This window comes from Pedobacter sp. SG908 (genome assembly GCF_011759615.1).
GTDB classification, from domain to species: Bacteria; Bacteroidota; Bacteroidia; order Sphingobacteriales; family Sphingobacteriaceae; genus Pedobacter; species Pedobacter riviphilus.
In genome coordinates this window covers 909165-935173 of the sequence record NZ_JAAOYY010000003.1, presented here as the reverse complement: position 1 = coordinate 935173, position 26009 = coordinate 909165, and the positions used below count along the sequence as shown (strand labels likewise).

Below are 26009 nucleotides of genomic sequence, written 5' to 3'. Positions count from 1 at the left end.
AATAGATTGAAGATATATCGTGTTTTAAACCTACCTTAATTATGTTAAGCAATTGTTGCGCTCTTATTACATTTTAGATTATTCGTTTTGATTAAAAAAAGGCCTGATTGATTAATCAATCAGGCCTTTTTTTTAATTGTTTATATAGTCTAAAAAGATTATTGATTAAATCTATATCTTAACCCAAGCTGGATTCTCCAGCGTGCGGTTTCATCAATACTGTTTGAAAAGGTATTAACAAGAGGTACGTTGTTCTCTGCATTTAAGTAAGGGAAAGAAAACGTAGGATTTCCTGTTGCAGCATCAATTCCTTTAAAGTTAAGTAGTCCATTAGCTCTATTAGCAAATTTTGGAACTCCCCAGGTTTTATTAATCATATTTCCAAAATTGAAAATATCAAAAGTTAGTTGAAGAGAATGTTTTTTGCCTTTAAGGTTTGCGAACAAATCTTGTGCAAGACGAATATCAAGCGTGCCGATTACATTACCAACAAGGCCATTTCGCTCTGCATACTGGCCTCTTCTTTTGTTCAAATAACTATCCTGACTGATGTAGCTGTTTAGTTGAGCCCAAAGTTGATCAGGTGTACGGGTATCTGCAGCATTTTCTGGTACCAGAACAATATCAGATTTATTTGCCGGAACAAAAATCAGATCATTACCACTTAAACCGTCGTTATTTAAATCGTTTCCATAAGTGTAAGAGTATCTGAAACCATCTTGTAACTGGTAAAACATAGAGAATGTTGTTCCTAAATGGTTAATGTATTCTTTTCTGTAAACAACAGATGCAATAAAGCGGTTTTTAACCATGTAGCTTGAGTATGAAAGCGCATCGGTATTCGGGCTACCTGAAACCTGACGATCTCTCCACATAGACTGAGCGATAGAACCACCATCATTAACTGATCTTGAATCTGTATAAGTATAACCAGCAGTTGCAAAAAGGCCGCCTGCAAATTCTTTTGATAATGTTCCTGTAATGGATAAGCTATGACCTTTATCGGTGTTGGTCATTACAATTGCATCAGAAATATTCGGGTTTGCAGGGGTAGGGGTTGATGATCCGTAAATTCTTGAACCAGTATATCTCGGACGGTTATCAGCACCTTTTAAAAGTGTATAAGCAGAAGTATTTAAGTTCACATTGCGGAAATAAACAGAATTGATATCTTTTGAATACAATGCTTCGATAGTTCCGGTAATGCCACCAGGTAATTTCTGATCGACAGCTAAGTTAGAACGCCAAACCTGCATGAATTTAAAATCCTGTTGAGTAACGGCAAGGTTATAGGCTGTATTATTTGCTGCAGTAGCTTTATTTACGTTTCTGTAGGCATCAACATTCGGACTAAATGGTCTGTTCGTTGGATTGGTAATGGATTCTGAACCAAATTGAACACCGTTATTGCTGGCTTGGTTAGAAACCCAAACTAGCGGAGGTCTTCCGGTGAATAATCCTGTACCGCCTCGTACCTGTGTTTTTCCTTCGTGGTTTACATCCCAGTTAAAACCTAAACGTGGTGACCATAAAATAGCACTTTTAGGGAACCTGCTCACATCAATTTTTTCTCCATTTTCGAAGGTTAACTTTTCTACATTTGGATTGCTTAATGATGCTGGCGAAGAAACATCAGTTAAATCTGCACGTAATCCTGCTGTTAATTTTAATTGATCGCTCACTGTAAAAGCATCCTGCACATACAGGCCGTACATATTTGAATGTATTTCTGCATAAGGGAATGATCCATCAGGCAAAACCGAATATTGAATCTGGTATTTTGTTGCATTTGATACACCATTATTTGCACTATTATAGAAATCGGCAAGACTGTTAAAAGTATAGGCTCCATAGTAGTTTGGGGCAAAGCCATTAAGCGTTCTATAACCTTCATAATTAGCGCCCAATGTTATTTCGTGGCGACCTGCATAGATATTAAAGTTATCGGTAACTTGATAAACTTTAGTTTTTAGAGAGTTAAATGCTGTAAAGGGTTCGTAACCAAAAGCAGTGTACGAACTTCCGTCAGGATTCATAATATCAACAAGAGGAAACGGTTTGTTACCCTTAGACTCTCTGAAATCGTTCATGTTGTTGTAGCCAACTGTTAACTGATTAGAGAATTTATTGTTAAAACGGGTTCTGAATTCCAGGTTAACGTTATCCATATTGTTGTTGATACCATATCCGGCTGATTGGAATGGAAGGCCTAGCTGCGATGGCTGGCGGTTATTTTTTGGTGCCCCGCTATTGCTTGGTAAAATATCTTTGTAAGATCTGAAATAGAAATATTTTAAACTTAAAGTGTTTTTATCATCAATGTTGTAATCTAATTTAGCCGATAATTTGTCACTTCTTGTTTTTAAAGCATAGTTCTCATAAGCACCTGGAGTGTAACCAAGCGTTTGCAAGAATGAACTTAATTTATCTAAATCTTCTCCTTTTGCTTGAGAAATATTTGGGCCGGTACTTCCGCCCCTTGAAGCTACAAATCCGGTTCCTGGATCCGATCTTCTTTCTAATTCTCCACTGGCAAAAAAGAATAATTTGTTTTTAATGATTGGTCCACCTAAGGTAAAACCATAACCTTTAAGGCTAAAATTGGTTACTGGTGCTTTTAATCCAGCATAATTGTAATCACTTACCAAATCCTGATTTCTGTAGTAAGTATTTAATGAACCTTGAAACTCGTTTGTACCACTTCTGGTTACTGCGTTTATTGCTGCACCTGTAAAACCACTTTGACGAATATCGTAAGGTGCAATATTTACAGTAATTTCTTCGAAGGCATCCATATTAATCGGTTGCGAGCTCGTTTGGCTACCGATGGTGCCTTGCAGGCCGAATGCATTATTAAACAAAGCTCCATCTACAGTAAAATTGTTGGCCAGGTTACTTCTTCCTGCAATACTTGGACTTCCGAACTGTAACGAAAACTGTGGCGTTAGCTTAACAAAATCGGTAAAACTTCTGTTTAAAGTGGGTAAATTTTGGATTGCAGTTCTCGAGATATTCTGCGATGCACCTGTTCTGCCTGAATTAAAAACTTTGCTTTGTTTTCCTGATACCGTAACTTCCGATAAATTACTGGCATCTTCACTTAGCGTTACATTTAAAGTAGAACTTTGGCCAAGCGCTAATTTTTCAATTCGTTGTGTTTGATTTTTAAAACCAATAAAAGAGACCGTAATGGAGTAAGGGCCACCAATACGCATAGCAGGTAAATTGTAACGACCGTCTGTTCTGGTAGATGTAGCATATCTTGAACCGGATGGTTCGTGTATAGCAATAACAGTAGCCCCGCTAATTGGGCCTTTGCTATCGGCCACCATACCATTTATAGAGGCTGTTGTTTCATTTTGTGCTACAGCATCAATTTTTAAGAGAATTAAAAATAAAAATGTTGTAAACAATAGTAAGGTTTTTTTCATGAGTAATTTTTTAACAAAAATACTCTGACTTGCTGTAGCTAATGTTTTATTTATATTAATTAATCGTTAACAGTTTCCCTTGTTCAGGAAATATTAAGTTTAAATTAAGTATATTTCCTAAGAGCAGTTGTTGTTTTATTTTTTCTGCATTATGTTGGGGAGGTTTAATATGGGTTACAATAAGAGAGATTTTCTTTAAAGCTTTTTCATTGGTTAAACTTTGTAATTTGGAGAGTTCACTGTAAAAAAGTTTTGGTGTAAGGTGTCCAAATAATTGTTTCTCCGGCTGTTCATTTGGGAAAGATACCTCCATTAATATGGCTTTTAACTGCCCTGAATTAATGAGTGGTGCTATATTTTGCCACAGGTTGGCGAGTTTATCTGATTTTTCAATTTCATCTGCGCCGGTATCTCCGAGGTACAATACATAACTTTCACCATGGCTGATCAGAAAAGCAGTGCTTTTAAAAGGATTTCCGTGGCTTAGTTCAAAAGCTTTTACCTTCATTTCTGTGCCCTCTAACGGATAAGTATTGCCTTCAATCAATGGGAAATAAGTATATTTTTTAAGTTGAGGTTTTTCACCTTCATTGGCAAAATTGGCCCAGGCATCCCATGTAAAATATTTATCCCTTAACGTGTTGAGCACGGAAGGCATACCATAGATGTTTTTTGCCGTATCGGCTGGCGAGTTGATTATTAAACCTGCTACGTGATCTAAATGCGCATGTGAAATCAAATATCCTTTAATCTGTTTACGTTGAATTTCTTCACTTATTCCTTTTAGCGATTGATGATCAATCGCTCTTTGGATACCTGCATTTATTGTACCAGCATCAAGACAGACATATTTTTCGCTGCCCTTCGGTGCAATCATATAAGAAGATAAATTACTCTCGTCATCGCCGCCTTTTACGCCAAGCGGTATTATTTTAAACGCGGTATTTATTCTCTGTCCCGAAGAATGAATGGCACAAAGGGACAATAGCAATAGAACGGAAAATATTTTTTTTAACATGTTGAATGAGTTATATCGTTTCGCCTTTAAATACGACCTCTTTTAAATTTAAGTTATCATCAATAATCAATAAATTTGCCTGGTGACCAATTTCTATACTCGCTGTCAGGTTTTCAATCCCAATTAATTTCGCAGGGTACAGGGTTCCCATTTTAATCGCATCATTTAGGGCAATACCGCAATGTAATACACAGTTTTTAACGGCTTCTAACATAGTAAGCGATGAACCAGATAGTGTGCCATCGGGCATAACAAATTTGTTTTCTTTTTCAATATGTTGATATGGCCCTGTGGAACAGGCCGTAACTGCATCAGTAATGAGAAACAAACGTTCTTTTAATATTTTCTGCGCAAATTTAATCACTTCGAAATCTACATGCTGCCCATCGGCAATAATACTGGCCATAGCCTTGTTATGATTAAAAACCGCCGTTGGTATACCAGGCTCGCGATGATGGATGGGGCTCATGGCATTAAAGAGATGTGTGGTGGTTTGAATGCCTTTGTTATAGGCCGCAGTAGCTTCCTCAAAAGTGGCATTGCTATGGCCTAATGAAATAACCACACCGTTATCCAATAGGTATTCAATTACCCCTTCATCCTGAAGTTCTGGGGCAATGGTCATCATTTTAATTACGCCGTCACCAAAATCGATCAGTTTTTTAACCTCATCCAAAGAAGCCTTACGTACAAAAGCAGGTACATGCGCGCCGAGGCGTTTAGGGTTTAAAAATGGTCCTTCTAGATGCAAACCCAGGCAATTCTTGGCCGCTGAACGATGTTCTTTAGCTACTTTGATACATTCGTTAAAAACTTCCGGAGAATTTGTGGCCATACAAGCCAAAAAGCCTGTGGTACCTTTTTTAAGCAGATCATCTTCCATTATGGTTAATGATTCGACAGTTGGATCGGCAGAAAATAATCGGCCACCTGCACCATAAATCTGTAAGTCTATAAGGCCTGGCACAACAAGCGACTGGCCGTTTTCTCTGTTGCTGCTTTTGATAATATCTGAAATGATAGCACCGTCGATTGAGATATTCTGATTCTTTTTTAAATCGTTGCCCTGAAAATAGGAGGTATTGGAAATTACTTTAGGCATATCAAACGTTTGAGTAAATTTAATCTTACATGGTCAAAGTTAAATATTGTGGCTATATATTTGGGTAATAAGATAAAATAACCAAATGAATGAAAATCAGTCAAATAGGAGGAGTTTTTTAAAGGCCAGCCTAACTTTAAGCGCTGCTACTTTAGTAGCGCCATCTGCAACCATTGCAAGCGTACCCCTTAGTGAAGATGAATTTAAGATTGCAGTTGGACCTTATTTACAAACCAACTTTAATAACTCGATGACCATTCTTTGGTTAACCAATAAAACTGCTGCAGGTTGGGTAGAGTATGGCGAACAGGCAGATCAGCTGAATCAAAAAGCTTATGGAAAAGCTGAATTGGGTTTAATGCAAGCCAATAGCAAGCTGAATGCAGTAACGTTAAAAAATTTAAAACCAGGAACAAAATATTATTATAAAATCGTTTCGAAGGAAATTAAAGATTTCCAACCCTACAAACTAACCTACGGTGTAACGGTAAGTAGTGCTGTTGAAGAATTTGTGAATGCCGATGTGGCTAAGGAAGAGGTTTCGTTCTTAATGATGAATGATATACACGATCGCCCAGAATCAATCTCTCAATTGTTAGGGTTTGTTCCAGATAAAAAGCAAGATTTTATTTTCTTTAATGGTGATATATTTGATTATCAAACTGATGAAAAACAGATAATTGAACACATGCTCCAGCCTTGTGTAGAAAATTTCGCAAAGCATACACCTTTTATCTACGTAAGGGGTAATCATGAAACACGTGGTAAATTTGCGCGCGAATTTCCACAATATTATATGCATGTTGGCTATGCTGCTTTTACATTGGGCCCTGTTCGCTTTGTAATTTTAGATACTGGTGAAGATAAAGAAGATGCGCATCCGGTGTACGCAGGTATCGTAGATTTTGACGATTACAGAGTTCAGCAGGCTGAATGGTTTAAAAAAGAAATAAATTCAAAGGAATTTAAAAAAGCGCCGTTTAGAGTAGTATTGATGCACATCCCGCCTCGCTTTTCGGGCGATGCACATGGGCCAAAACATTGTACTGAGCTATTTGAACCATTGTTGAATCAGGGGAAAGTAGATTTGGTTTTGAGTGGACATACCCATAAGTACATGGTGCACCAACATGATAAAACACTAAACCATTATCCTTTAATTATTGGTGGCGGACCAAGGACAGGAACGAGAACCATTACCAAGATAAAAGCAGATAGAAATAAATTAGTGGCGAGTATGCTTGATGATTCGGGAAAAGAAGTTGGTGCTTATACTGCATTGAGAAAGTAGACAAGCCACACGCAGTCGAGAAATCTATCTAAAGATCTCTCCATTTTGCTGTGCTTCAGTCGATGAAGGCTGTTCCTTGAAATATAAGTCATAAAAAAAAGTCCCGATTTTCATCGGGACTTTTTTTATGACTTATAGATGCTTATGCACCTAATTGTACGCGTTTGAAAGCAGTTACAGTTAAACCTTTAGCTGTGTTATCTAAAAATTTACGAACATCTACCGAACTATCTTTAACAAACTCCTGGTTTAATAAAGTGCTGTCTTTGTAGAATTTGTTCAATTTACCAGCAGCGATTTTTTCAACCATTTCTTCTGGTTTACCTTCTTGACGGATAACGTCTTTAGCAATCTCGATTTCACGCTCAATAGTCGCAGGATCAACACCGTCTTTATCAACAGCAACTGGGTTCATTGCCGCAATCTGCATAGCAACATCTTTACCAGCTTCAGTAATATCTACACCATTAGCGCCTTCAAATACCACTAAAACGCCCATTTTACCATTTGAGTGGATATATGAAACGATTTTTTCACCAGAGATATTTACATACTCCTGGATAACGATTTTCTCTCCGATTTTACCGGTTAATTCAGTGATGGTTTCGGCAACTGTACGGCCATCTTCCAAAGTAATTGCTGATAATTCTTCAGTAGTAGCAGGATTGTTGGCAACTGCTGCAGCTAAAACAGCCTGAGCAAGGTTACGGAAATCTTCAACTTTAGAAACTGGCTCAGTTTCACAAGCTAAAGCAACTAATTTACCATTTGTGCCATCAGCCGAAACATTGATAGATACCAGACCTTCAGAAGTTGCATTGCCAGAACGAGCAGCAGATACTTTTTGACCTTTTTTGCGCAATAAATCAACAGCAGCTTCGAAATCGCCATTAGCTTCTAATAGTGCTTTTTTGCAATCCATCATACCAGCACCAGTTTGTTGGCGTAGTTTATTTACATCTGCGGCAGTAATTTGTACTGTAGACATTTTATTTCCTTTTTTAAATTTTACAATCTTGTTATAACAATTACAGGTTACAAGTTACAAGCGCCAAGTTAAACTCATGTTAAGCCAACTTAAAACCTGAAACCAGTAACCTGCAATTAAAAAATATTACTATTCTTCTGTTTTAGTTTCTTCTGATGCTGACGCTTCAACTTCTGCCTCAGCAGCTTTTTTACGTCTTGGCTCTTTTGCTTCTGGAGCATCAGCGGCAGCTTTAGCAGCTACTGCTTCTTTTTCAGCCTCATCATCTTTTTCGCGTTTACGCTCATCTAAACCTTCTTCAATAGCTTTGATAATTACATCAGTAATTAAAGAGATTGATTTTGTAGCATCATCATTCGCCGGGATAGGGAAATCGATGTTAGAAGGATCAGAGTTAGTATCAACCATCGCAAAAGTAGGGATGTTTAATTTTAACGCTTCAGTAACTGCAATGTGTTCTTTCTTAACATCAATTAAGAATAAAGCTGCAGGTAAACGGTTTAAATCAGCAATACCACCTAAAAGTGATTCTAATTTAATACGCTCACGCTGAATCATTAAACGCTCTTTTTTAGATAAGATCGAATAAGTACCGTCTTTAGTCATTTTATCGATGTTAGACATCTTTTTGATTGACTTGCGAACAGTAGCAAAGTTAGTTAACATACCACCTAACCAACGCTCGGTTACGAAAGGCATGTTTACTTTTTTAGCTTGTTCAGCTACGATTCCTTTTGCTTGTTTTTTTGTTGAAACAAATAATACTTTACGTCCTGATTTTACGATTTGTTTAATCGCAGCCGCAGCTTCTTCAGTTTTAGTTAAAGTTTTATTTAAATCTATAATGTGAATTCCATTACGCTCCATGAAAATGTAAGGAGCCATTTTTGGATTCCATTTACGGGTAAGGTGACCAAAGTGTACACCTGCATCCAATAAGTCTTGATAAGTTGTTCTTGCCATTGTCTTTGCCTCCTGTGATTAACGTTTACTGAATTGGAATTTCTTACGAGCTTTAGCACGTCCTGGTTTTTTACGCTCAACCATACGCATATCACGCGTCATTAGGCCTTTAGCACGTAATGCAGGTTTTTTCTCCGCATCTAGTTCAACAATCGCTTTAGCAATAGCTAAACGAACAGCTTCTGCTTGTCCTTTTATTCCACCACCTTGTACATTTACAGTGATATCATAACGACCTACAAGTTCAGAAACTTCTAAACTTTGGTTTACGATATATTGCAAAGGTAAAGTTGGGAAATATACTTTGTGATCTTTACCGTTAACGGTAATTGCGCCAGCACCATCTTTTAAGTAGATACGTGCAACAGCTGTTTTTCTTCTTCCTGAAGTGTTAGTAACTGACATTTCTTAAAGTTTAATGGTTTTTGGAGATTGAGCTGCATGAGGATGAGTTTCACCAGCATACACAAAAAGATTGGTGTAAAGTTTTTTACCCAATTTAGTTTTCGGTAACATACCACGTACCGCTTTCTCGATTACACGTTGAGGGTGTTTCGCCATTAACTCCTTAGGAGAAATAAAACGTTGACCACCTGGATAACCAGTATAAGAAACATATTGCTTTTCGCTGAATTTGTTTCCTGTCAATTTAACCTTGTCTGCATTGATAACGATAACATTATCACCGCAGTCTACGTGTGGGGTGTACTCAGGCTTGTTTTTACCACGGATGATCATAGCGATCTTCGATGACAAGCGCCCCAAAATCTCGCCTTGCGCATCAACAACAATCCACTGTTTGTTAACAGTTTTCGCATTGGCCGAGACAGTTTTGTAACTTAACGTATTCACTTGCTTGTATTTAATTTATTAAACAATTTATTATTCCCATTAAATTTGGGACTGCAAAGATAGGTAGAAAACTTTTATTATCAAATAGTTGAAGAGAAAAATTTTGATATAAAATTATCGTCATTGCGAAGAGCGCCGCGATGTGGCAATCTCAGTTGTGATTATTTGGAATGCAAAACCTGTGGCTCTTCAGGTTGTTTCGGCCGGGCTCAATCTTTTTTACTTTTTTAAACTTTGACAAATTCCTTGCTTCAGTGCTATTAATTTGTCAAAGCAAAAAACAAAAAGGATATCGCTGCAATTCCATTTATTTATTTGGCTATTGATGCCAGTTAGGATTAATAAAACAGTAATTATAATTTCTAATAAAAAAGTGATATTTTGCGTTCCAAATTAAACTCTCGTGCTTAAAATAAAATATACTTTCTGTATGCTGCTTTTCGCAGCAGTATTATTTTCCGCCTGTAACAAAGAAGGTTTTTCTGATAATACAGATGAAAAATGTAAAATTGTTACGGTAAAAAGGACAAGTGGCAAATATGTAGATAATGCTAGTATAACTTATGATAGTAAGGGGGATATAGCAAGTTTGGTTAGTTCGCAAGATTCTGCATTTAGAAGTTTCGTAGTAAAAAAGGAACCGAATAAAATTATTTTAGTAACAAAATACGATGGCAATTACGTTTACGATTTAGATGGAAATAATAGAGTTATAAAAGCAACCATAGGTGATTGGGGCGGGAAATTTGAATTTACATACAGTGCAAACGGTTATATTTCTTCTATGGTTCAGAGTTTTTCAAATTGGCCTGTACCAACTAATTTCAATTTTTATTATTCTGATGGGAATCTGGTAAAGGTAACTTTTAGTGAATCTATCGGGGGATATACTACAAATACGGAAATAATATATACTTATCTCAAAACTGAAATGGCAGCTTTATTAATTGAAGAGACAGATCCATTATCTTTTGTAGGTTCTTACGGTTATCAGCCACTTCTGTTGGGCTTTTACGGAAAGACTAATAAGAATCTAATGGAATCTGCTAAAGTTACAAGAGTTGGTTCAACCGGATATGTGGAAAGCAATTATACTTCCTATGTTTATAAAAAGGATGCTAAAGGGAATATAAATTCAGTTGATATTACAAGGTCTGGATTTCTGACTAATTATAGCTTTATATATAATTGTAACTAATTAATTCGATTATTTGAGATGGTGATTATCAAATCTTGATGCTACAAATCATCCGGCATATAGCCAATCCTTTTCCTTGGCCCAATTTTCTTATCGATGAGTCTATCCAGATAGGTAAAAACCAACTCGATGTTTTTATCATGATTATTCAGCGTCTTTTTAATCTCTTCGATTTCCAGTTTGAGCTCGCCATTGTCAAAAATAAATTGACGGATACGAGAGAAAATTTTAACAATCTGGATATTTACCTGAATAGCTTGTTTGCTGTTTAATACACTCGAAAGCATTAGTATACCATGTTCAGTAAAAACATAAGGAAGTTTTCTTCTACCACCCCAACTTGAAGTCGCAAATTGCGACTTCAAGTTTAACCATTCGTCATCAGTAAGCTGAAACATGAAGTCTTTAGGAAATCGATCAGGGTTTCTCCCCACTTGCTCATTGAGTCGCTTAGTCTCTACACCATACAGCTCTGCCAGATCACTATCTAGCATCACTTTGAGGCCTCTCAGCTCGTAAATTTTATTAACTACAATATTATCAGGGATGATAGGAAGCAGTGTTTTCGCTGTCATATCATTTTTGGATTTAAATTGAAGATACAAAAATAGATTTATTTACACCTACATTGGGGCTACAATATTTAAATTCACTTATACAGTTCTAGCGTAGCTCCTATATTCTTTAATCCAGTTCCACAACGCAAAGCCAGCAATAATGGTGAAAATAAAATATTCGACACCCATAAATTTAATTCCTTTTAGAAAATAAAGGTAAGTGGCTACAACATCGATAATCAACCAGATAATCCAACATTCCACTCTTTTCTGGATCATTAAAAAAGTGGTAATCACACTCATTACAAAAATAAATGAATCAATAAAGGGGTAGGCGCTGGGTAAATTAAACAATAGTGGTAGCCAGTTGTGGAGTTGACTGGCCAAAGTGCCCATTAATAACGTGCCAACAATGCCAATGGCCAGTAGGACTAGAAATTGTCTTAGCGGCATAAAACTGATTTTAAGCTCCTTATTTTTATCTTCTTCCCCGGGTTTTGGATTTGTCCATCGCCACCAACCCATAATGTTGGTTACAAAAAAGAAAACCATTAAAAACATATCCGGGTAAAGCTGGCTTTGATAATATAAAAAAGCAGATAAAAATACATTAACAATACCCATGGGCCAGCTCCAAACACTAGCTTTTGCTGAAAGTATAACGGAAATAATCCCGGTAATTACAGCAAAGAATTCTAAATAGCTCATTTTATAGCCAAGAACCGTGAAAAATATACTATGGGCATCGAAAAAATCCATCTTTTTCTTTTTGGAAAATCTACAAAATGCTAATGTATATAATTTATTTGTAGCCAATGATTTTCATATCATACAAAAGATGATATCGAAGCTTACAGAAGAAAATACTGTAGATTAGAGAATAGATAGACCGTCATTTCCAGGAGTACAGGAAATGACGGTCCCGTTTAAATGATATTATTTAAACATGCCTTTAAGCTTGGCTAACTTTTCTTGTAAATCGCCATCAGCATTTTTTGGCTCATTACGTGGCTTAAAGTTTTGCTTATTGTTGTTTTTAAAGTCATGCTTAGGTTTTTGCTCTCTGGATTCCCGATTGCGGACTTCCGACTTCGGACTAGCTTCAGTTTTCATTGACAACGAAATCCTTTTGCGGGTTACATCCACCTCCATCACTGTAACCTCTACCTTTTGATGCACTTTTACCACATCATTAGGATTGGCCACAAAGCGGTTTGCCAGCTGACTGGTGTGTACCAATCCATCCTGGTGTACACCGATATCAACAAAGGCACCAAAGTTGGTAATATTGGTTACAATGCCTGGCAATTTCATGCCTGTTCTTAAATCTGCAATTTCATTAACCCCTTCTGTAAAGCTAAAAGCTTCAAACTGCTCACGCGGATCGCGGCCTGGTTTGGCTAGCTCTTTTAGAATGTCGTTAAGGGTAGGTAAACCAATTTCATCCGTAACATATTGTTGTGGTTTAATCTGTTTTTGCAACTGGGTATCTTTCATCAAGGCTGAAACAGTGGTGCCCAGATCTTTAGCCATTTGATCGACAACAGCATAGCGCTCCGGGTGTACGCCACTGGTATCCAATATATTTTCTGCATTGCGGATACGCAAGAAACCCGCTGCCTGTTCGTAAGCTTTGTCGCCTAAGCGAGGAACTTTTTTTAAGCTTTCGCGGTTTTTAAATGCGCCATGTGTATTTCTATAGTCTACAATATTCTGCGCTAAAGTTGGCCCTAAGCCAGAAACATAGGCTAATATCTGCTTTGAAGCAGTATTTAATTCAACACCTACAGCGTTAACAGCACTGATTACAGTATCATCTAAACTTGCTTGTAATTTATTTTGATCAACATCGTGCTGATATTGACCAACACCAATAGATTTTGGGTCAATTTTTACCAGTTCGGCCAATGGATCCATTAAACGGCGACCGATTGAAACGGCTCCACGCACGGTAATATCCTGTGTAGGGAATTCCTCTCTGGCTACTTCTGATGCCGAATAAATCGAAGCGCCACTTTCGTTAACCATTACTATGGTGATGTGTGGCAAGTTTAAAGCTCGAACAAAAGTTTCGGTTTCCCTTCCTGCGGTACCATTACCAATGGCAATAGCTTCAATATCATACTTTTCACAAAGCTGTTGGATGGTGAATTCTGCATTTTTTACATTGCCTTGTCCAGTATGCGGATAAATCGCCGTATTTTCTAACAACTGACCCTGTTTATCTAAACAAACCACTTTACAGCCAGTACGGAAACCAGGGTCGATGGCCAATACATTTTTTTGCCCCATTGGCGCTGCCAATAACAATTGACGCGCATTTTCGGCAAAAACCCGAATGGCTTCTTCATCTGCTTTTTGTTTGGTGAACACGCGGAGTTCGGTTTCCATTGCCGGTTCCAGCAAACGTTTATAACCATCTTCCAAGGCTTGTTGTACCTGTTTTGAAGCTGCGTTATTGCCTAAAATAAACTGGTTCTCTAGAATGGCAATGGCATCTTCTGCAGGAGGAAGTGCATCTAATCTTAAAATCAGTTCTTTCTCACCACGGCGCATGGCTAAAACACGGTGCGATGCAGCCGTTTTAACTGGCTCGGTCCATTCGAAATAATCTTTGTATTTAATGCCCTCTTCTTCTTTTCCTTTGATCACTTCTGATTTAAAGACAGCTTTTTCCTGAAAATAAGTGCGCATTTTTGTGCGGGCTTCGGCATTTTCAGAAATCATTTCAGCAATAATATCCCTTGCACCAGCTAAAGCCTCATCAAGCGAATTAACACCTTTCTCTGCATCAATAAATTTCTCTGCTGATGCATCTAAATCAAAAGCATTCTGCTCAAATATCTGCAAAGCCAAGGGCTCTAATCCTTTTTCTTTTGCAACTGATGCACGTGTTTTACGCTTAGGTTTAAATGGCAGGTAAATGTCTTCTAAAAGCGAAATGGTTTCGGCCTCATTAATCTTTTTTTCCAGTTCGGGTGTTAACTTGCCAAGCTCAGTCATCGATTTCAAAATCGCTTCTCGGCGCTTGTCTAAATCGCGTAGCTGCAAAACCCGATCGCGGATTGCTGCTACCTCAACCTCATCTAAGCTGCCTGTTGCTTCTTTGCGATAGCGTGAAATAAAGGGTACAGTTGCACCTTCATCTAATAGGTTTACGGTTGCGATTACTTGTTTTTCTGCAACTTTTAATTCGGTTGCAATTATTTTATGGTGGGTTAACATATCCTAAAGGTAAAAATTAAAGAAGCAAAGCTAATCAGGATTTGCGGGATTTAAGGATTTTTAGAATGAAGTTTTCCACCGAAATTTGTGAGTAAGTTTTTGAAAAAAGCAATCAGCGTTCGATCATTTTCCCATTTATGATCAGCCAGCTGTTGGGGAACAGTTTTACAAGTCTTTGCTTTTCAGCCGCTGTAATCTGCCCAGTAAGTTCTAATCTCCTGATTTCAATTTTACCCAGATCATCAGGGACATTAATGTTTTTAGTGAATTTGATCCGCAGTGTGCCGATGCTTTTTAAAGCATAGAGCTCTTTTGGAATTTCGTTAATGTTGCTCATTGAAAGATCATCGGTGTTGGTTTTATTGCCAAAAACGGAAGCTTCGGATGGTGCACGGTCTTTATTTACAATAGCCCAGCTCATTTCAGGTTTTACAGTAAAATCTCTGCTGTTTTGGGATAAGCCGATAAATCCTGCCCAGATTTCCATGTTATGTTTTGTGTGAGCCTGTGCGTCTTCGAGGATAAAAGGAACTTTTACAATTTCTGAAGCCAGATTATTTACACTGGTAATGGGTTTTAAGTCTGTTTTATTTCCTTCCTTGGTATAAGGGAAGAACTTTACGATCCAACCGTCGATTGTATTTACCGTGCCACATTTCTTCTCGGTATGGTATTTTACCATATTCATCCAGAAATCTTTATTCGCTTTTCCTTTTTTCGCCGCTATAATTTCTTCTATAATTGGGATGAGCTCCTTTGTCCACCATTCTAATTTATACTGAGAGAGATATTTTGTTTTCTCCAGTAATTTTTTCCAATCCTGAGTAGTTCCCTCGATAGTGATTTTCGGGATGCCACAACCAATCATAATCACCTTAAATTCGAAATAAGATTTCACGGTTTCCATTATCGTAACCTGGCTTACAATCTTCGAGGTAGGTGTGGTGGTGCTAAAATCGGAAGTTAAAATGCCCACCAATTTTTTACCGGTATAATCGTTAATCTGTTCGTTAAACTGCGGGAAAATGGATGTCCAATCTGATTTGGGATTACCGATCGCAATTTTATCTGAAACTACGGTTAAGGTTTTCCTGCCCTCAAAGTCGACCATCTGCGACCTGAGTTCTTCAGCATTTTGAGTGATATGCCGGGCAAAACCCTGACTGATGAGTAACCAGAAGATGTCCGGAGAGATGGTAAACGGCCTATGATTGATGTAGGAATTTAAAATGCCTGTTAAAAATGGATGTTCACCATAATAGACTAAACTATCTGGTAAATTATCGACGTTTTTTTCAACATCTGCTTTCAATACTTTAAGTATTTCCTGGGTAGGAACAACGGGGATAAGTTTTTCAGGTTTCGAAAGTGTTTCAATTTCTACAACTGTTGCTTTCTGGCAAAATGATTTGGTAGAGATAAAGATGACTAGGAGTAAAAGTAATTTTTTCATCTGGTTAGCGTCGCTTTAGTAAGTTTTTACTAAACAGATGCTTTTTAGAACTATTTTCCATAATTTATACCCAGATAGGAAACTAGGGATATTATGATTTCTTCTTTTTAACTTTCTCTGAGTCCCTTTCTGCTTTAAATTTGGTGATTCTGGTAATCAGATCTAAAGGCAAAGGTTTATTTAAGGGAAACTGTACAGCTCCTTTGCTCCATTTATACTGGGTAAATTCTTCTTTAAATGCTTCAATTCCTGAACCGGTTGGATAAAAGCCAATGTGTTTAGCATAGCCAGCAAAATAAACCAGCACCGAGTTTTGTTTAAAGGCCGGCATACCATAACTGATTACTTCGTTGGCTTTTGGTACGGCTTTGTGTATAGTTTCACGGATTTGCTGTAATAGCTTTTGCGTTTCTATTGGGAAATTTGCAATGTATTGATCGATGTTTTCTGGTTTGGGCTGTTCCATGGTCGGTGGTTTTGTAAGCTGAATTTACAAAATTTCTTAAAAGCTATTCGCTGATCCTGATGACTGGAAAAATCGCAGCTAAGGAATTTGAGTGTCATGTTCTTCTTGATAAAATTTATTCATCACATTAAATAAGACTTGAATATCATGTCCTTGATTTAAACTATTGTAAAGTTCGTTATTGACTGATTTTTCCAGAACAATACCGTTTTGAACTTTCAAAAGATAAGGGAAGCCTACCTGATTTTCAATTTTATATAATACAGTTGAAGCAAACCTTTGCGAATAGTCTGATTTTGGAGATCTTCCATCAAGGAAAATCAATTTTACCTCGCTTGGTAAGGTTGGGATAATGTATTTCTCGATAAATTCTTGGCAATCTCTTCTGTTATTATAACAAAAGAGTTTATGTCCGTCAATTTCTAAAAGATACTCGAGATATAATTTATCATTTTTTTTCTTTTCAATATGATCGCTGATCATTGAGATAATAATCATTGGTGAACAGATTAATAATAGAACCAATCCGATCGAGACCAAAATGATAATCGTAATAATGTCCTTTAACTTTTCCCACATTCTGATATTAAATTATAGAAAATTATGTCGGCCACCAACTTTGAGATTAATTAAATCAAATTATGGGCGCAGTTTTGCGCTTAGGTAAGGAACTGAATTGTGTTTCTTGTACAGACCATGGTTAACTAAACCAGACAGAAATGGAAATACTTTTTGATGCTTTTACGAAAATAGATTGCTTCGTCCTTCCTCCCCAGCAATGACGATAATTAGAGTAGGTAATGGTCCAAAAAGATTGCAATGAATGGCGGGGCTGATGAAAACGAAGAATTACTGAACATAAGTTTTCAAATATTTGCCACGGAAGCACAGAAGGCATAGAAATGGGAATAAAAAAATCCCCCAAATTGCTTTGGAGGATTTATATCTTTTGGTCTTTGCCCAGGCTCAGACTAACAATTTGTAATTACTTTTTAACGTACATTACTTCTTTTACTGCTTTAATCACACGCTCAGCATTTGGTAAGCTTGCGGCGATTAAAGTTGGTGAATATGGAAGTGGAACGTCGGCACAAGTGATACGTAAAACTGGTGCATCTAAATAATCGAATGCATGTTTTTGTACCATGAAAGCAATTTCGCCAGAAAGAGATGCCAAAGGCCATGCCTCTTCTACAACAACCAAACGGTTTGTTTTTTTAACAGAAGCAATAATAGTATCGTAATCAATAGGGCGTACGGTACGTAAATCGATCACTTCAACATTGATTCCTTCTTTAGTTAATTCTTCTACGGCTGGATTTACAACACGGGTTAACATTTTACCGAAAGTAACAATGGTTACATCAGTACCTTGCTTGGTTACGTTTGCTTTTCCTAGTTCAATATAATATTCTTCTGCAGGAACGTCGCCTTTATCGCCATACATTACCTCCGATTCCATGAAAATAACTGGATCAGGATCAAGGATTGATTGTTTTAATAAACCTTTTGCATCATAAGGTGTAGCCGGAACTACCACCTTTAATCCAGGCGTATTTGCAAACCAGTTTTCGAAATTTTGAGAGTGTTGTGCGCCTAATTGACCTGCGTTACCTGTTGGGCCACGGAAAACCATAGGACATGAGAACTGACCACCGCTCATTGATAAAATTTTAGCAGCACCATTGATAATCTGATCGATAGCTACTAATGAGAAGTTAAAGGTCATAAATTCCACAATTGGAATAAGGCCTGCTGTTGCGGCACCAGTTGCAATACCTGCGAAACCTAATTCGGCAATCGGGGTATCGATAATGCGTTTTGCACCAAATTCATCAAGCATACCCTGACTTACTTTGTACGCACCGTTATATTCTGCTACTTCTTCACCTAATAAAAAAACGCGGTCATCTTTACGCATTTCTTCGCTCATGGCTTCGCGTAGTGCTTCTCTAAATTGGATTTCTCTCATTGTAAATTTTAATAACGGTGGCAAATATAATTATTAATCGCTTTGAAACCAAAGGCTAAAATGCCTATGTTTTGTAATAATTATGGATGTTTTGATTCATTATTTCGCACTTTTTCGACTATATTTTTTGCTTATCCGTTTAAAGGGGAAATATTATTGGGTAATTGTGTTTTTATTAAGCTTTTTGTATTAAAGCTTACGCTTTTTCCGAAATATCTTCTCCAAAATGGATGATATTGCCGCTGTTGTCCAGAATGGAAAACTGCCTCATGCCCCAAGGCATATTTTTTAATTTCCCATTTGGATGAACTACGCCCTGCTTGGTATAGGCAGCATAAAGCTCATCAACAGCAGTAACGTAAATATAACAGCCCGTGTTTTTAGGGATGCTTTCATCATCGGTTGGCCACAGGTGGATGCTGATATCGTCCTTACTAAAAATAACGTAACCATCCCAGTTGTCATGGAAAGTAAAACCCAATTTTTCCGTATAAAATTTTATGGTTTCTTCGGCATTTAGGGAAGCGAGAATTGGTGTAGCGGTTTTAAGCATTTTACCTAAGCTATTATATCAATTTAATGGTTTGGGTTCAATAATCCATAAATCTCACTGTCAAGAAACTGACCCCTAAAATAATAATCTTGTTTAAAATGTGCTTCTTTTACAAAGCCATGTTTGATCAGCATTTGCCTTGATGCATCATTTTCTACGTTAATATTGGCACTGATGGTGTGTAGGTTAACTTCTTCGAAGCCAAAAGCAATTGATTTTTTCAGCGCCTCGGAAATAATTCCTTTTCTCCAATAATCGGGATGGAGCATGTAACCAATTTCGGCCCTGTGGTTAGCAAAATCTGTCCGCCAATATCCTACGGATCCGATCATTTGTTTAGGATTTTCTTTTAAGGCAATTACCCAAGCCAGATTATCGCCATTTTCGTAACCATTTCTAAAACGTGAGATAAAATCTTTGATCTCAAAAATATCTTTGGGCCTTTCTCTGTCAATATATTTCATTACCGTTTCATTGGTACGCATGGCAAAAAGTGTTTCGGCATCAGCAAGATCGTGTTCTCGAAGGATTAAGCGTTCGGTTTCCAGTACAGGAAATTTTGTGAAATTTAAGGTTAGCATTTTTAAATTTAAGAGATTAACCGCAAAGCACGCAAAGTTTTTCGCAAAGAACACAAAGTTTTGTTTTACCACAGAGCACACGGAGATTTTCACGCAGGACACGAAGCTGATATTTTTCAATCCGGCTCCGAGTACTCTGTGGCTTACTTTGTGTGCTCTGTGTTTATTTTACTAAGCACTTGGCGCTCTTTGCGATTTACTTTATTTCTTTGCGGTTGAAACTATTTCCCAAACAAAGTTTTGTAAATAGAATATTTGTAGTTATCCTCAACAGCGCTGGTTACAAAATAGGGGGCCTCGAAAAGCTCGGTCAGTTTTTTTCTTAATTCGGTAAGGAATTCCGGTTTAATTTCTTCTAAATAGGCGCCAGATAGATTTTGCCTGCCCGATTTAAACCAAACACCATCTATGCTCATGGTTTTTACTACATATAGATTCGGTTCTACAAAGCTCTTTCCCGAAAATTGTTCATAGGCATAAGTGTATAATAAGGTTTGGACCAGCGCTTTGTTAATGTACTTGCCATCAGAATTAAATAGCTCTGGAATATCTTTAAAAGTTAACTTGTCACTACCGGTTTTATAATCAATAATTTTAGTTACCCCGTCTTTTACATCAACACGATCTATAAAACCAAATATCTTAACGCTGGCCTCTCTTCCTTTAAGCGAGAAACTGATTTCGGCTTCTACTTTTTGTTCGAGACTAATGATATTGAATGGCGTTTGTGCTTCATCCTGATTTAAAATGATGTTTACATAGGCATCAACAATTGATAAAATTACCTTTTGCATCCCCTTATATTCCATCACTGTATCGGGATTTTTAAACATCACGGCATTAAAACCCTTTTGTATCAGCGTGGGAATCTGTTTCCGTTTCTCTTTAATCCGCGCTGCAGTAATTTCAGCCGACCTTAAATCCTCGTAAAAATACTCCATCACTTTGTGCAAAATCGAACCGATTTCGTTGGCTTCTACCACTGCACTGATCTCTTTAGGCTCTTTAATGCCTGCAATGTAATTGAAAAAGAAATCTATCGGATTGGAAATGTATTGAGTAAGTGCCGAGGGCGAAAGCACCTTTTTTTTATCGAGGTATTTTTGAAGTGTTTCCTGGATAAAGGCATTATTGGTTTTCTCGATCTTTACTTCTTTAAATGGCTCGGTTTTTACCTCCAGGTTAAGCTCGTTGTAGGTGAATTCAAAGCCGCTTTCGTACTCAAGCTGCTTTAAAATCCTGCTAGCCTCGCCAGAGGTAGATTCATCTGTTAAGCTATTATAGACAAAATTGATATTCTTTGCCCGTTGTAATAGACGGTATACCATGTAAGAGGAAATAGCATCGAGATTTTCAAGAACCGGAAGTCCATAAACACGGCGGATAGAATCAGGAATGAAGCTATTGCCAATGGATGATTTTGGAATAATACCCTCGTTAAAACCCAAAATCACTACTTTATCGAAATTTAGGTTCCGGGTTTCGAGTAAGCCCATTATCTGTATACCGTTGAGCGGATCGCCGGAAAGTGGTACTGCAATGGCCTGCAACGATTTTTGAACGAGGTAAATTACAAAAGGAATTTCTTCTTTACCGATATGGTTGCTAAAGGTATCGTGTAACCGGTTTAATTCCTGTATGGTTTTTACAAAGAGTTCAGCGTCTATCTTTTTTAGTGTTTTAGCGTTCGATAAACGCATGAGCACATAATCGAGTACATCCAAAAGATTGGTGACCACATGTTGCGGATCATCGATTTTTTTATAAAAAGTTTCAAACAGCCCACTTTGGCGCAATAATCGTTTATGATCGATCTCTACTTTGTTTTCTTCCAATAATGCGGTTAAGATTTTATCCCGCATTTTTTGGGTAAGGCCTGTTAAGGGGTGGGTTAAAAAAGCTTCTACATTTTTATAACTTACTTTATCCCGCTGTAAAATTTCCAGCTGACTACTTAACCATAAATCAACCAGCCCAAAAATACTCGAGGTTGATAGCGCAAAGCCCATGGTTACGTTGAGGTCGATTTCTTTTCCGTTAAATGTAGCTGGAATCGTCTGTAAAGTTGGGATCAACAGGCTCTCATCTGCTAAAACCACCACTGTTTTTCCAACGGTTTCGGCTGCGGTATAATCTTCTGCTAAAATATTGTTTAGGATTTTGGCCTGTGCCGATTGTCCCTGAACCTTAAAAACATTTACATGGTGCTGTGCTGATTTCATTAAGCTTTCTTGCCCTGCAAATTCATTTTTCAATCCAAGCTGGTTGATGTTTTTACGCAAAAACAAACCTGCCTCCTGCGAAACATCATCTAAATAATACGTGTCGGCATCAAAATAAAACAATGCTTTGCCGGCTTCCTGTAACTGTGTAAATATTTTAGCCTCGGCACTGCTCAACGCATTAAAACCAACGAAAATAATCTTCCCTTTATCAAAATTGGAGATAAACTCCTGATGGTTGGTAATATCATCCGCCAGATAACGGTAAACCGAACCATTTGTTAAATAACCCTGCTCTTTAAGCGTAGTGTGATATTTATGGTAAAGCTTGGGCATCCGGCGCCACATCTTGATGAAGAGTTCCTGCTGTTTTTTATGTTTTCCTTCAGAATAGGAAGTCCAGAACTGTGCAAGAAACTCGTATTGCTCTGGACTTAAATAATCGAAATCTTTATTGATCATCGAAATATCTTCCAGGTCGCGGTATAATTTTTCTGCATCTACCAGATCAGCATCAATCTGGTTAAAATCGCTTAAGATGATCTTTGCTAAAGGAAAAAACTTGTGGCTTGATATATTTTCCAGCTTCTCTTCTGCAAGCAGTTGGTTATAAATTTTATGAAGGGTGAAAAACTGCAGGTAAAAATCGGCTATTTTATAACTGGTAGAACTGGCAAAGAATTCTTGTATGGTAAAAAATGCGGGACTAAAAAAAGGTTTCCCAATAATATCAGCAAAGTGTTTCTGCAAATATGCAGATGGACGTTTGTTGTTAAAAACGATGGCACAGTTTTGCAGCTGATTTCCAAATCGGGCAACTAGATCTTCGGCAACTTCCTGTAAAAATGGTTTCATCTGCATATTATACTAATTTCAATTTGCCTTTAACAGCGTAGAAAAGATAGGTTTTGATATTCTGATAACCCATTTCAGTAAGTAAGATTCTGTAATTATTTACCTGTTCGATGTGTTTATCGCTTTCTTCGAGGGTAAATTTATAGTCAAGGATGATTACCTCGTCGGCGTTAATCAAAACGCGGTCAGGGCGATGCAGTTTTCCATTGGCATCAATAATATTTTTTTCTACTATACTTTCGCTCGCTTTACCCAAAATGACCTGAAGTTCGGGATTGTTTAATACTTCCAATGCCGAATCGATTAATTTCTGCTTTTCTTCTTCTTTGATAATGCCCTGCAAAACCAGGTTTATGGTATAATCTTCTACTTCTTTTGTATTACTGGCACTGGCCAGGATATCGTGTAATAAGGAACCTTTTCTACCTGATTTCTCAATATTAACCAGGTGTTTTAAATGTTTGTCTTCAGAAGGGATATAAAGCTCTGATAAGCGCGTAGTGGTTGGATAACTATTTAAACTAATGAACTTCGATTCTTCAGTTTTACTTTCAACCATTACATGATCAACGATTTCGTACACGCCATTTTCATCAAATTGCTCATCGAAAGTGAAATTGATTACATCGCCCATATTGGATAATTTCAATTCCTTTTTAGCCATTGTAGCAATGTAGAGGTAATCTTTAGAACGTGTGGTGGCTACATAAAGCATGTTAAGGGCGTCCATATTATTATAAAGCAGCTCTTCGTAATATGCCTTTGCAATTGCCGAATCGGCCAATGCCTCATTATATTTTAAAGGAATACCTTTTAATTCCTTATAAACCGTTTCTTCTGATGAAACCCAGAAAGTGCCATTGGGTTTACCTTTAATTTCCCAATTGCAAAAAGGTACAAAAACGGCCCTAAATGCTAAACCTTTTGATTTGTGGATGGTAATGATCTGTATGGCATCGGCACCCTCTGGTGAAGGCAATGATTTTTTAATACCGTCTTCTTCCCACCAGGTTAAAAATGAAATAATACCTTTTTCACCTAGTTTTGCAGCAGAGCCCGTCAAGTCTCTAAAAGCGAGTAGGTAAGGTAAATTGTTGGTGAGATTTTTTAATCCATAACTTTCAATTAATATCTCTACCAGCTCGGGCAGTGGAAGTTGCAGCCAGCTTTGCCAGTTCTCGCACAAAGCAACGGGTAAAACGGCGGTAAGCGTGCTTAAAGGTTTATTGGTGAGGTTGAGGTAATAATTGGCATCAATCTCTTTATCGTGCAAAGAATGATAAAGAGCAATACAATTGGCCTTATAAAGGGCCGTTTGAGCTTCTAAACCGATCAGCACTTTTAAGGTATTAATGATGAGTTGAATGGCTGAGTTATTCGAAATGAGTAAGGCATCGCCCGATAAAACAGGCAGCTTGTGCTCCATTAATTTTTTAACAGCTAATAAAGCTTCGCTGTTCGAACGTACCAAAATGGCGATATCTTTTAGTGCATATTTCTGCTCATTTTTGAGGTAGTTTATTTCTTCAACGACATCATCCAGGGCAATATCCCTAAAAACAGTTTCAGTAAAGCGCGCTTCATTTGGTGCATGATCTTTACCGAATTTTTTGATTTTTATAGTTCCTCCTTTTAACGTATTGGTGGCGAAATTTTGGGTCGATCCACTATAAATATCTGTAATAATCTGTTGATAGTGCTGTTCTTGCCACCATTTGGAAATACTTTCAGGTTTGGTAGCCAGATTTTCATTCAGCTCATTTTGTAAAGTAAGCGGAATAGCTTTATAAAGGAAATTATTAAAAGTAATGATGTTTTCTGCACTGCGGTAATTTTCTTCTAAACTTTCTTCGAGTACATTTTCTGCACCAACATCAAGCTTGGCCTGTTTATGCAGAATGTTCCAATCGCCATTGCGCCAGCGGTAAATAGACTGTTTAGTATCGCCAACAATCAGGTGGTCAATCAAATCCTGACTTGGCGTGGCCATAGCATTGGTCAACAATGATTTAAAACTTCCCCATTGACTAGTGGAAGTATCCTGAAATTCGTCGAATAAAAAATTGCGATACCTGTTGCCCACCTTTTCCCAGATAAACGAAGGGTTGTCGCCGGCATCTTCTGTAATTCCCGAAATCAGTTTTTGAGCATCGCTGATGAGCAAGTTATCGTTTTCGGCCCTGTATTCTTTCAAAAGCACTGCAATTTCCTGCATTAACCTTAAATAATAAAGGTTTTTATTAAAGGCAATAGCCAGACTGTAGTTTGGCAAATGCGCTAAATAATGCGCTTTTAACTTTAGTAGTATCGGATTTACCGTATCATAAGCTTCTGGGAAATTTGTATTCTTCTGAAACCACTCATCTGGCTCGTTGATTAAACTGAAAAGTGGTTCAATCTTCGAAAAATCGCCTCTGGCGACCAGGATAACTTTAGCCAGCGGGCTTCTCGATTTCCCTTTGAGGTGTTCGGTTTCTACCCCGATCACATTCAAAGCTTCGTTCGCTTCGGTAGCCAGCGAAATCAGCTCTTCTTCAAAGTTTTTGATTTCGGCTTTGGTAACACTAATGTATTTTTTAAATAATTCATCAATGTTTTCTAAACCTAAAACACTAACCGCATCTTCAAAAATCTGGAAACGTTCAGAAAATATTTCTCCGATGAGGTTATAGAGTTCGAATTTATAGTTCCAGCTTTTATTGTCGCTGATGCGTTCGATGGCCAGGTCGATAATCCATTGCAAAAGCTGTTTGTTATGGTCTAAAGCTTCATCCAGTTTATTTACGAGATCATCTTTCACCTTATCATAATTCATTTCTAAATTATAATCGGCATTTAGGCCAAGTTCAAAAGCAAAACCACGAATTACTTTTTGAACAAAGCCATCAATGGTACTTACAGAAAAACGACTATAGTCATGCAGGATCTTACGGTATATCTTATCTGCTTTAAATTGTAATTCCTGTGGGCTTAATATCGGATAGGCGAGTAGAATAAGCTTCTGATAGTCGTCGATTTTTTTTGATGGATTACCTTTTGCCAGCCCAAGTAATACTTCGAGGATCCTGGTTTTCATTTCTTCGGTAGCCTTATTGGTAAAGGTTACTGCTAAAATTTCGCGATATTTATTATCGCCACTAAATAGCAATGTAAGGTAATGTGCAGTTAAACTGAACGTTTTACCGGAACCTGCAGAGGCTTGAAGAATTTTGAGGGGCTGGGGCATAATTTGATATCTCTCGGAAATTTAAACTTACAACAATTTAAAATTTTCCGGAAATC

Annotated in this window: 20 protein-coding genes; 2 read left to right on the top strand and 18 right to left on the bottom strand. The window is 37.4% G+C overall.

Going from position 1 to position 26009, the window contains the following annotated elements; translation table 11 throughout:
- Window positions 1–158: 158 nt before the first annotated feature.
- Genes FHT21_RS24585 through nagA form a run of 3 tightly spaced genes read right to left on the bottom strand, consistent with a single transcriptional unit; the run spans window position 159 to window position 5551 of the window.
- Window positions 159–3431: a TonB-dependent receptor gene (locus FHT21_RS24585; protein ID WP_167297325.1), complete on the bottom strand. Its 3273-nt coding sequence runs from the start codon at window positions 3429–3431 to the stop codon at window positions 159–161.
- Window positions 3432–3486: 55 nt separating this feature from the next.
- Window positions 3487–4449, bottom strand: coding sequence for a 3',5'-cyclic-nucleotide phosphodiesterase (locus FHT21_RS24580; protein ID WP_167297324.1), 963 nt, complete (start codon window positions 4447–4449; stop codon window positions 3487–3489).
- A gap of 10 nt (window positions 4450–4459) precedes the next feature.
- Window positions 4460–5551 carry an N-acetylglucosamine-6-phosphate deacetylase gene (gene nagA, locus FHT21_RS24575; protein WP_167297323.1) on the bottom strand — a complete coding sequence of 364 codons (1092 nt, stop codon included), beginning with the start codon at window positions 5549–5551 and terminating at the stop codon, window positions 4460–4462.
- An 85-nt stretch (window positions 5552–5636) separates the two neighbouring features.
- On the opposite strand from nagA, the gene FHT21_RS24570 reads away from it, so the two are divergent.
- Window positions 5637–6842 carry a metallophosphoesterase gene (locus FHT21_RS24570; RefSeq protein WP_167297322.1) on the top strand — a complete coding sequence of 402 codons (1206 nt, stop codon included), beginning with the start codon at window positions 5637–5639 and terminating at the stop codon, window positions 6840–6842.
- Window positions 6843–6984: 142 nt separating this feature from the next.
- On the opposite strand, the gene tsf is transcribed toward FHT21_RS24570, so the two are convergent.
- From tsf to rplM, 4 genes are all read right to left on the bottom strand, one after another.
- The gene (tsf, locus tag FHT21_RS24565) at window positions 6985–7830 is read right to left on the bottom strand and encodes a translation elongation factor Ts (protein ID WP_167297321.1); all 846 of its coding nucleotides are present in this window, start codon (window positions 7828–7830) and stop codon (window positions 6985–6987) included.
- A 129-nt stretch (window positions 7831–7959) separates the two neighbouring features.
- On the bottom strand, window positions 7960–8793 hold the full coding sequence (gene rpsB / locus FHT21_RS24560; RefSeq protein WP_057931874.1) for a 30S ribosomal protein S2: 834 nt from the start codon (window positions 8791–8793) through the stop codon (window positions 7960–7962).
- An 18-nt stretch (window positions 8794–8811) separates the two neighbouring features.
- On the bottom strand, window positions 8812–9198 hold the full coding sequence (rpsI, locus tag FHT21_RS24555) for a 30S ribosomal protein S9 (RefSeq protein WP_167297320.1): 387 nt from the start codon (window positions 9196–9198) through the stop codon (window positions 8812–8814).
- Between the two features lie 3 nt (window positions 9199–9201).
- Window positions 9202–9645 carry a 50S ribosomal protein L13 gene (gene rplM, locus FHT21_RS24550; RefSeq protein WP_010602007.1) on the bottom strand — a complete coding sequence of 148 codons (444 nt, stop codon included), beginning with the start codon at window positions 9643–9645 and terminating at the stop codon, window positions 9202–9204.
- A gap of 403 nt (window positions 9646–10048) precedes the next feature.
- Here rplM and FHT21_RS24545 point away from each other — a divergent pair, with 403 nt between their 5' ends.
- Window positions 10049–10843 carry a DUF4595 domain-containing protein gene (locus FHT21_RS24545; protein ID WP_167297319.1) on the top strand — a complete coding sequence of 265 codons (795 nt, stop codon included), beginning with the start codon at window positions 10049–10051 and terminating at the stop codon, window positions 10841–10843.
- A gap of 41 nt (window positions 10844–10884) precedes the next feature.
- Here FHT21_RS24545 and FHT21_RS24540 read toward each other — a convergent pair whose 3' ends face one another.
- The 11 genes from FHT21_RS24540 to FHT21_RS24490 all read right to left on the bottom strand — a co-directional run bounded on the left by FHT21_RS24540 (window position 10885) and on the right by FHT21_RS24490 (window position 25953).
- Complete coding sequence (locus FHT21_RS24540; RefSeq protein ID WP_167297318.1) at window positions 10885–11418, bottom strand: ORF6N domain-containing protein; 534 nt, start codon at window positions 11416–11418, stop codon at window positions 10885–10887.
- A 78-nt stretch (window positions 11419–11496) separates the two neighbouring features.
- The gene (pnuC, locus tag FHT21_RS24535; RefSeq protein ID WP_243854088.1) at window positions 11497–12108 is read right to left on the bottom strand and encodes a nicotinamide riboside transporter PnuC; all 612 of its coding nucleotides are present in this window, start codon (window positions 12106–12108) and stop codon (window positions 11497–11499) included.
- 228 nt (window positions 12109–12336) lie between these two features.
- Window positions 12337–14625: a Tex family protein gene (locus FHT21_RS24530; protein WP_167297316.1), complete on the bottom strand. Its 2289-nt coding sequence runs from the start codon at window positions 14623–14625 to the stop codon at window positions 12337–12339.
- Between the two features lie 112 nt (window positions 14626–14737).
- Window positions 14738–16078 carry a DUF4419 domain-containing protein gene (locus FHT21_RS24525; protein ID WP_167297315.1) on the bottom strand — a complete coding sequence of 447 codons (1341 nt, stop codon included), beginning with the start codon at window positions 16076–16078 and terminating at the stop codon, window positions 14738–14740.
- 91 nt (window positions 16079–16169) lie between these two features.
- Window positions 16170–16544: a DUF1801 domain-containing protein gene (locus tag FHT21_RS24520; RefSeq protein ID WP_167297314.1), complete on the bottom strand. Its 375-nt coding sequence runs from the start codon at window positions 16542–16544 to the stop codon at window positions 16170–16172.
- Between the two features lie 78 nt (window positions 16545–16622).
- A complete protein-coding gene (locus tag FHT21_RS24515; RefSeq protein WP_167297313.1) occupies window positions 16623–17042 on the bottom strand; it encodes a hypothetical protein in 420 nt (139 codons plus the stop codon).
- 487 nt (window positions 17043–17529) lie between these two features.
- A complete protein-coding gene (locus FHT21_RS24510; RefSeq protein WP_167297312.1) occupies window positions 17530–18516 on the bottom strand; it encodes a pyruvate dehydrogenase complex E1 component subunit beta in 987 nt (328 codons plus the stop codon).
- A 196-nt stretch (window positions 18517–18712) separates the two neighbouring features.
- Window positions 18713–19069, bottom strand: a complete 357-nt coding sequence (locus FHT21_RS24505) for a VOC family protein (protein ID WP_167297311.1) — start codon at window positions 19067–19069, stop codon at window positions 18713–18715.
- A gap of 23 nt (window positions 19070–19092) precedes the next feature.
- Window positions 19093–19650 carry a GNAT family N-acetyltransferase gene (locus FHT21_RS24500; protein WP_167297310.1) on the bottom strand — a complete coding sequence of 186 codons (558 nt, stop codon included), beginning with the start codon at window positions 19648–19650 and terminating at the stop codon, window positions 19093–19095.
- Between the two features lie 221 nt (window positions 19651–19871).
- Window positions 19872–22727, bottom strand: coding sequence for a PD-(D/E)XK nuclease family protein (locus FHT21_RS24495; RefSeq protein WP_167297309.1), 2856 nt, complete (start codon window positions 22725–22727; stop codon window positions 19872–19874).
- A gap of 7 nt (window positions 22728–22734) precedes the next feature.
- Entirely contained in the window at window positions 22735–25953 is a 3219-nt protein-coding gene (locus tag FHT21_RS24490; protein ID WP_167297308.1) for a UvrD-helicase domain-containing protein, read from the bottom strand.
- Between the last annotated feature and the right edge of the window lie 56 nt (window positions 25954–26009).

Bases quoted from the DNA above. Each gene is read 5' to 3' on its own strand.
- FHT21_RS24585 (WP_167297325.1), bottom strand. From the start codon at position 3,431: ATGAAAAAAACCTTACTATTGTTTACAACATTTTTATTTTTAATTCTC.
- FHT21_RS24580 (WP_167297324.1), bottom strand. From the start codon at position 4,449: ATGTTAAAAAAAATATTTTCCGTTCTATTGCTATTGTCCCTTTGTGCC.
- nagA (WP_167297323.1), bottom strand. From the start codon at position 5,551: ATGCCTAAAGTAATTTCCAATACCTCCTATTTTCAGGGCAACGATTTA.
- FHT21_RS24570 (WP_167297322.1), top strand. From the start codon at position 5,637: ATGAATGAAAATCAGTCAAATAGGAGGAGTTTTTTAAAGGCCAGCCTA.
- tsf (WP_167297321.1), bottom strand. From the start codon at position 7,830: ATGTCTACAGTACAAATTACTGCCGCAGATGTAAATAAACTACGCCAA.
- rpsB (WP_057931874.1), bottom strand. From the start codon at position 8,793: ATGGCAAGAACAACTTATCAAGACTTATTGGATGCAGGTGTACACTTT.
- rpsI (WP_167297320.1), bottom strand. From the start codon at position 9,198: ATGTCAGTTACTAACACTTCAGGAAGAAGAAAAACAGCTGTTGCACGT.
- FHT21_RS24540 (WP_167297318.1), bottom strand. From the start codon at position 11,418: ATGACAGCGAAAACACTGCTTCCTATCATCCCTGATAATATTGTAGTT.
- pnuC (WP_243854088.1), bottom strand. From the start codon at position 12,108: ATGAGCTATTTAGAATTCTTTGCTGTAATTACCGGGATTATTTCCGTT.
- FHT21_RS24530 (WP_167297316.1), bottom strand. From the start codon at position 14,625: ATGTTAACCCACCATAAAATAATTGCAACCGAATTAAAAGTTGCAGAA.
- FHT21_RS24525 (WP_167297315.1), bottom strand. From the start codon at position 16,078: ATGAAAAAATTACTTTTACTCCTAGTCATCTTTATCTCTACCAAATCA.
- FHT21_RS24520 (WP_167297314.1), bottom strand. From the start codon at position 16,544: ATGGAACAGCCCAAACCAGAAAACATCGATCAATACATTGCAAATTTC.
- FHT21_RS24515 (WP_167297313.1), bottom strand. From the start codon at position 17,042: ATGATTATTATCTCAATGATCAGCGATCATATTGAAAAGAAAAAAAAT.
- FHT21_RS24510 (WP_167297312.1), bottom strand. From the start codon at position 18,516: ATGAGAGAAATCCAATTTAGAGAAGCACTACGCGAAGCCATGAGCGAA.
- FHT21_RS24505 (WP_167297311.1), bottom strand. From the start codon at position 19,069: ATGCTTAAAACCGCTACACCAATTCTCGCTTCCCTAAATGCCGAAGAA.
- FHT21_RS24500 (WP_167297310.1), bottom strand. From the start codon at position 19,650: ATGCTAACCTTAAATTTCACAAAATTTCCTGTACTGGAAACCGAACGC.
- FHT21_RS24495 (WP_167297309.1), bottom strand. From the start codon at position 22,727: ATGAAACCATTTTTACAGGAAGTTGCCGAAGATCTAGTTGCCCGATTT.
- FHT21_RS24490 (WP_167297308.1), bottom strand. From the start codon at position 25,953: ATGCCCCAGCCCCTCAAAATTCTTCAAGCCTCTGCAGGTTCCGGTAAA.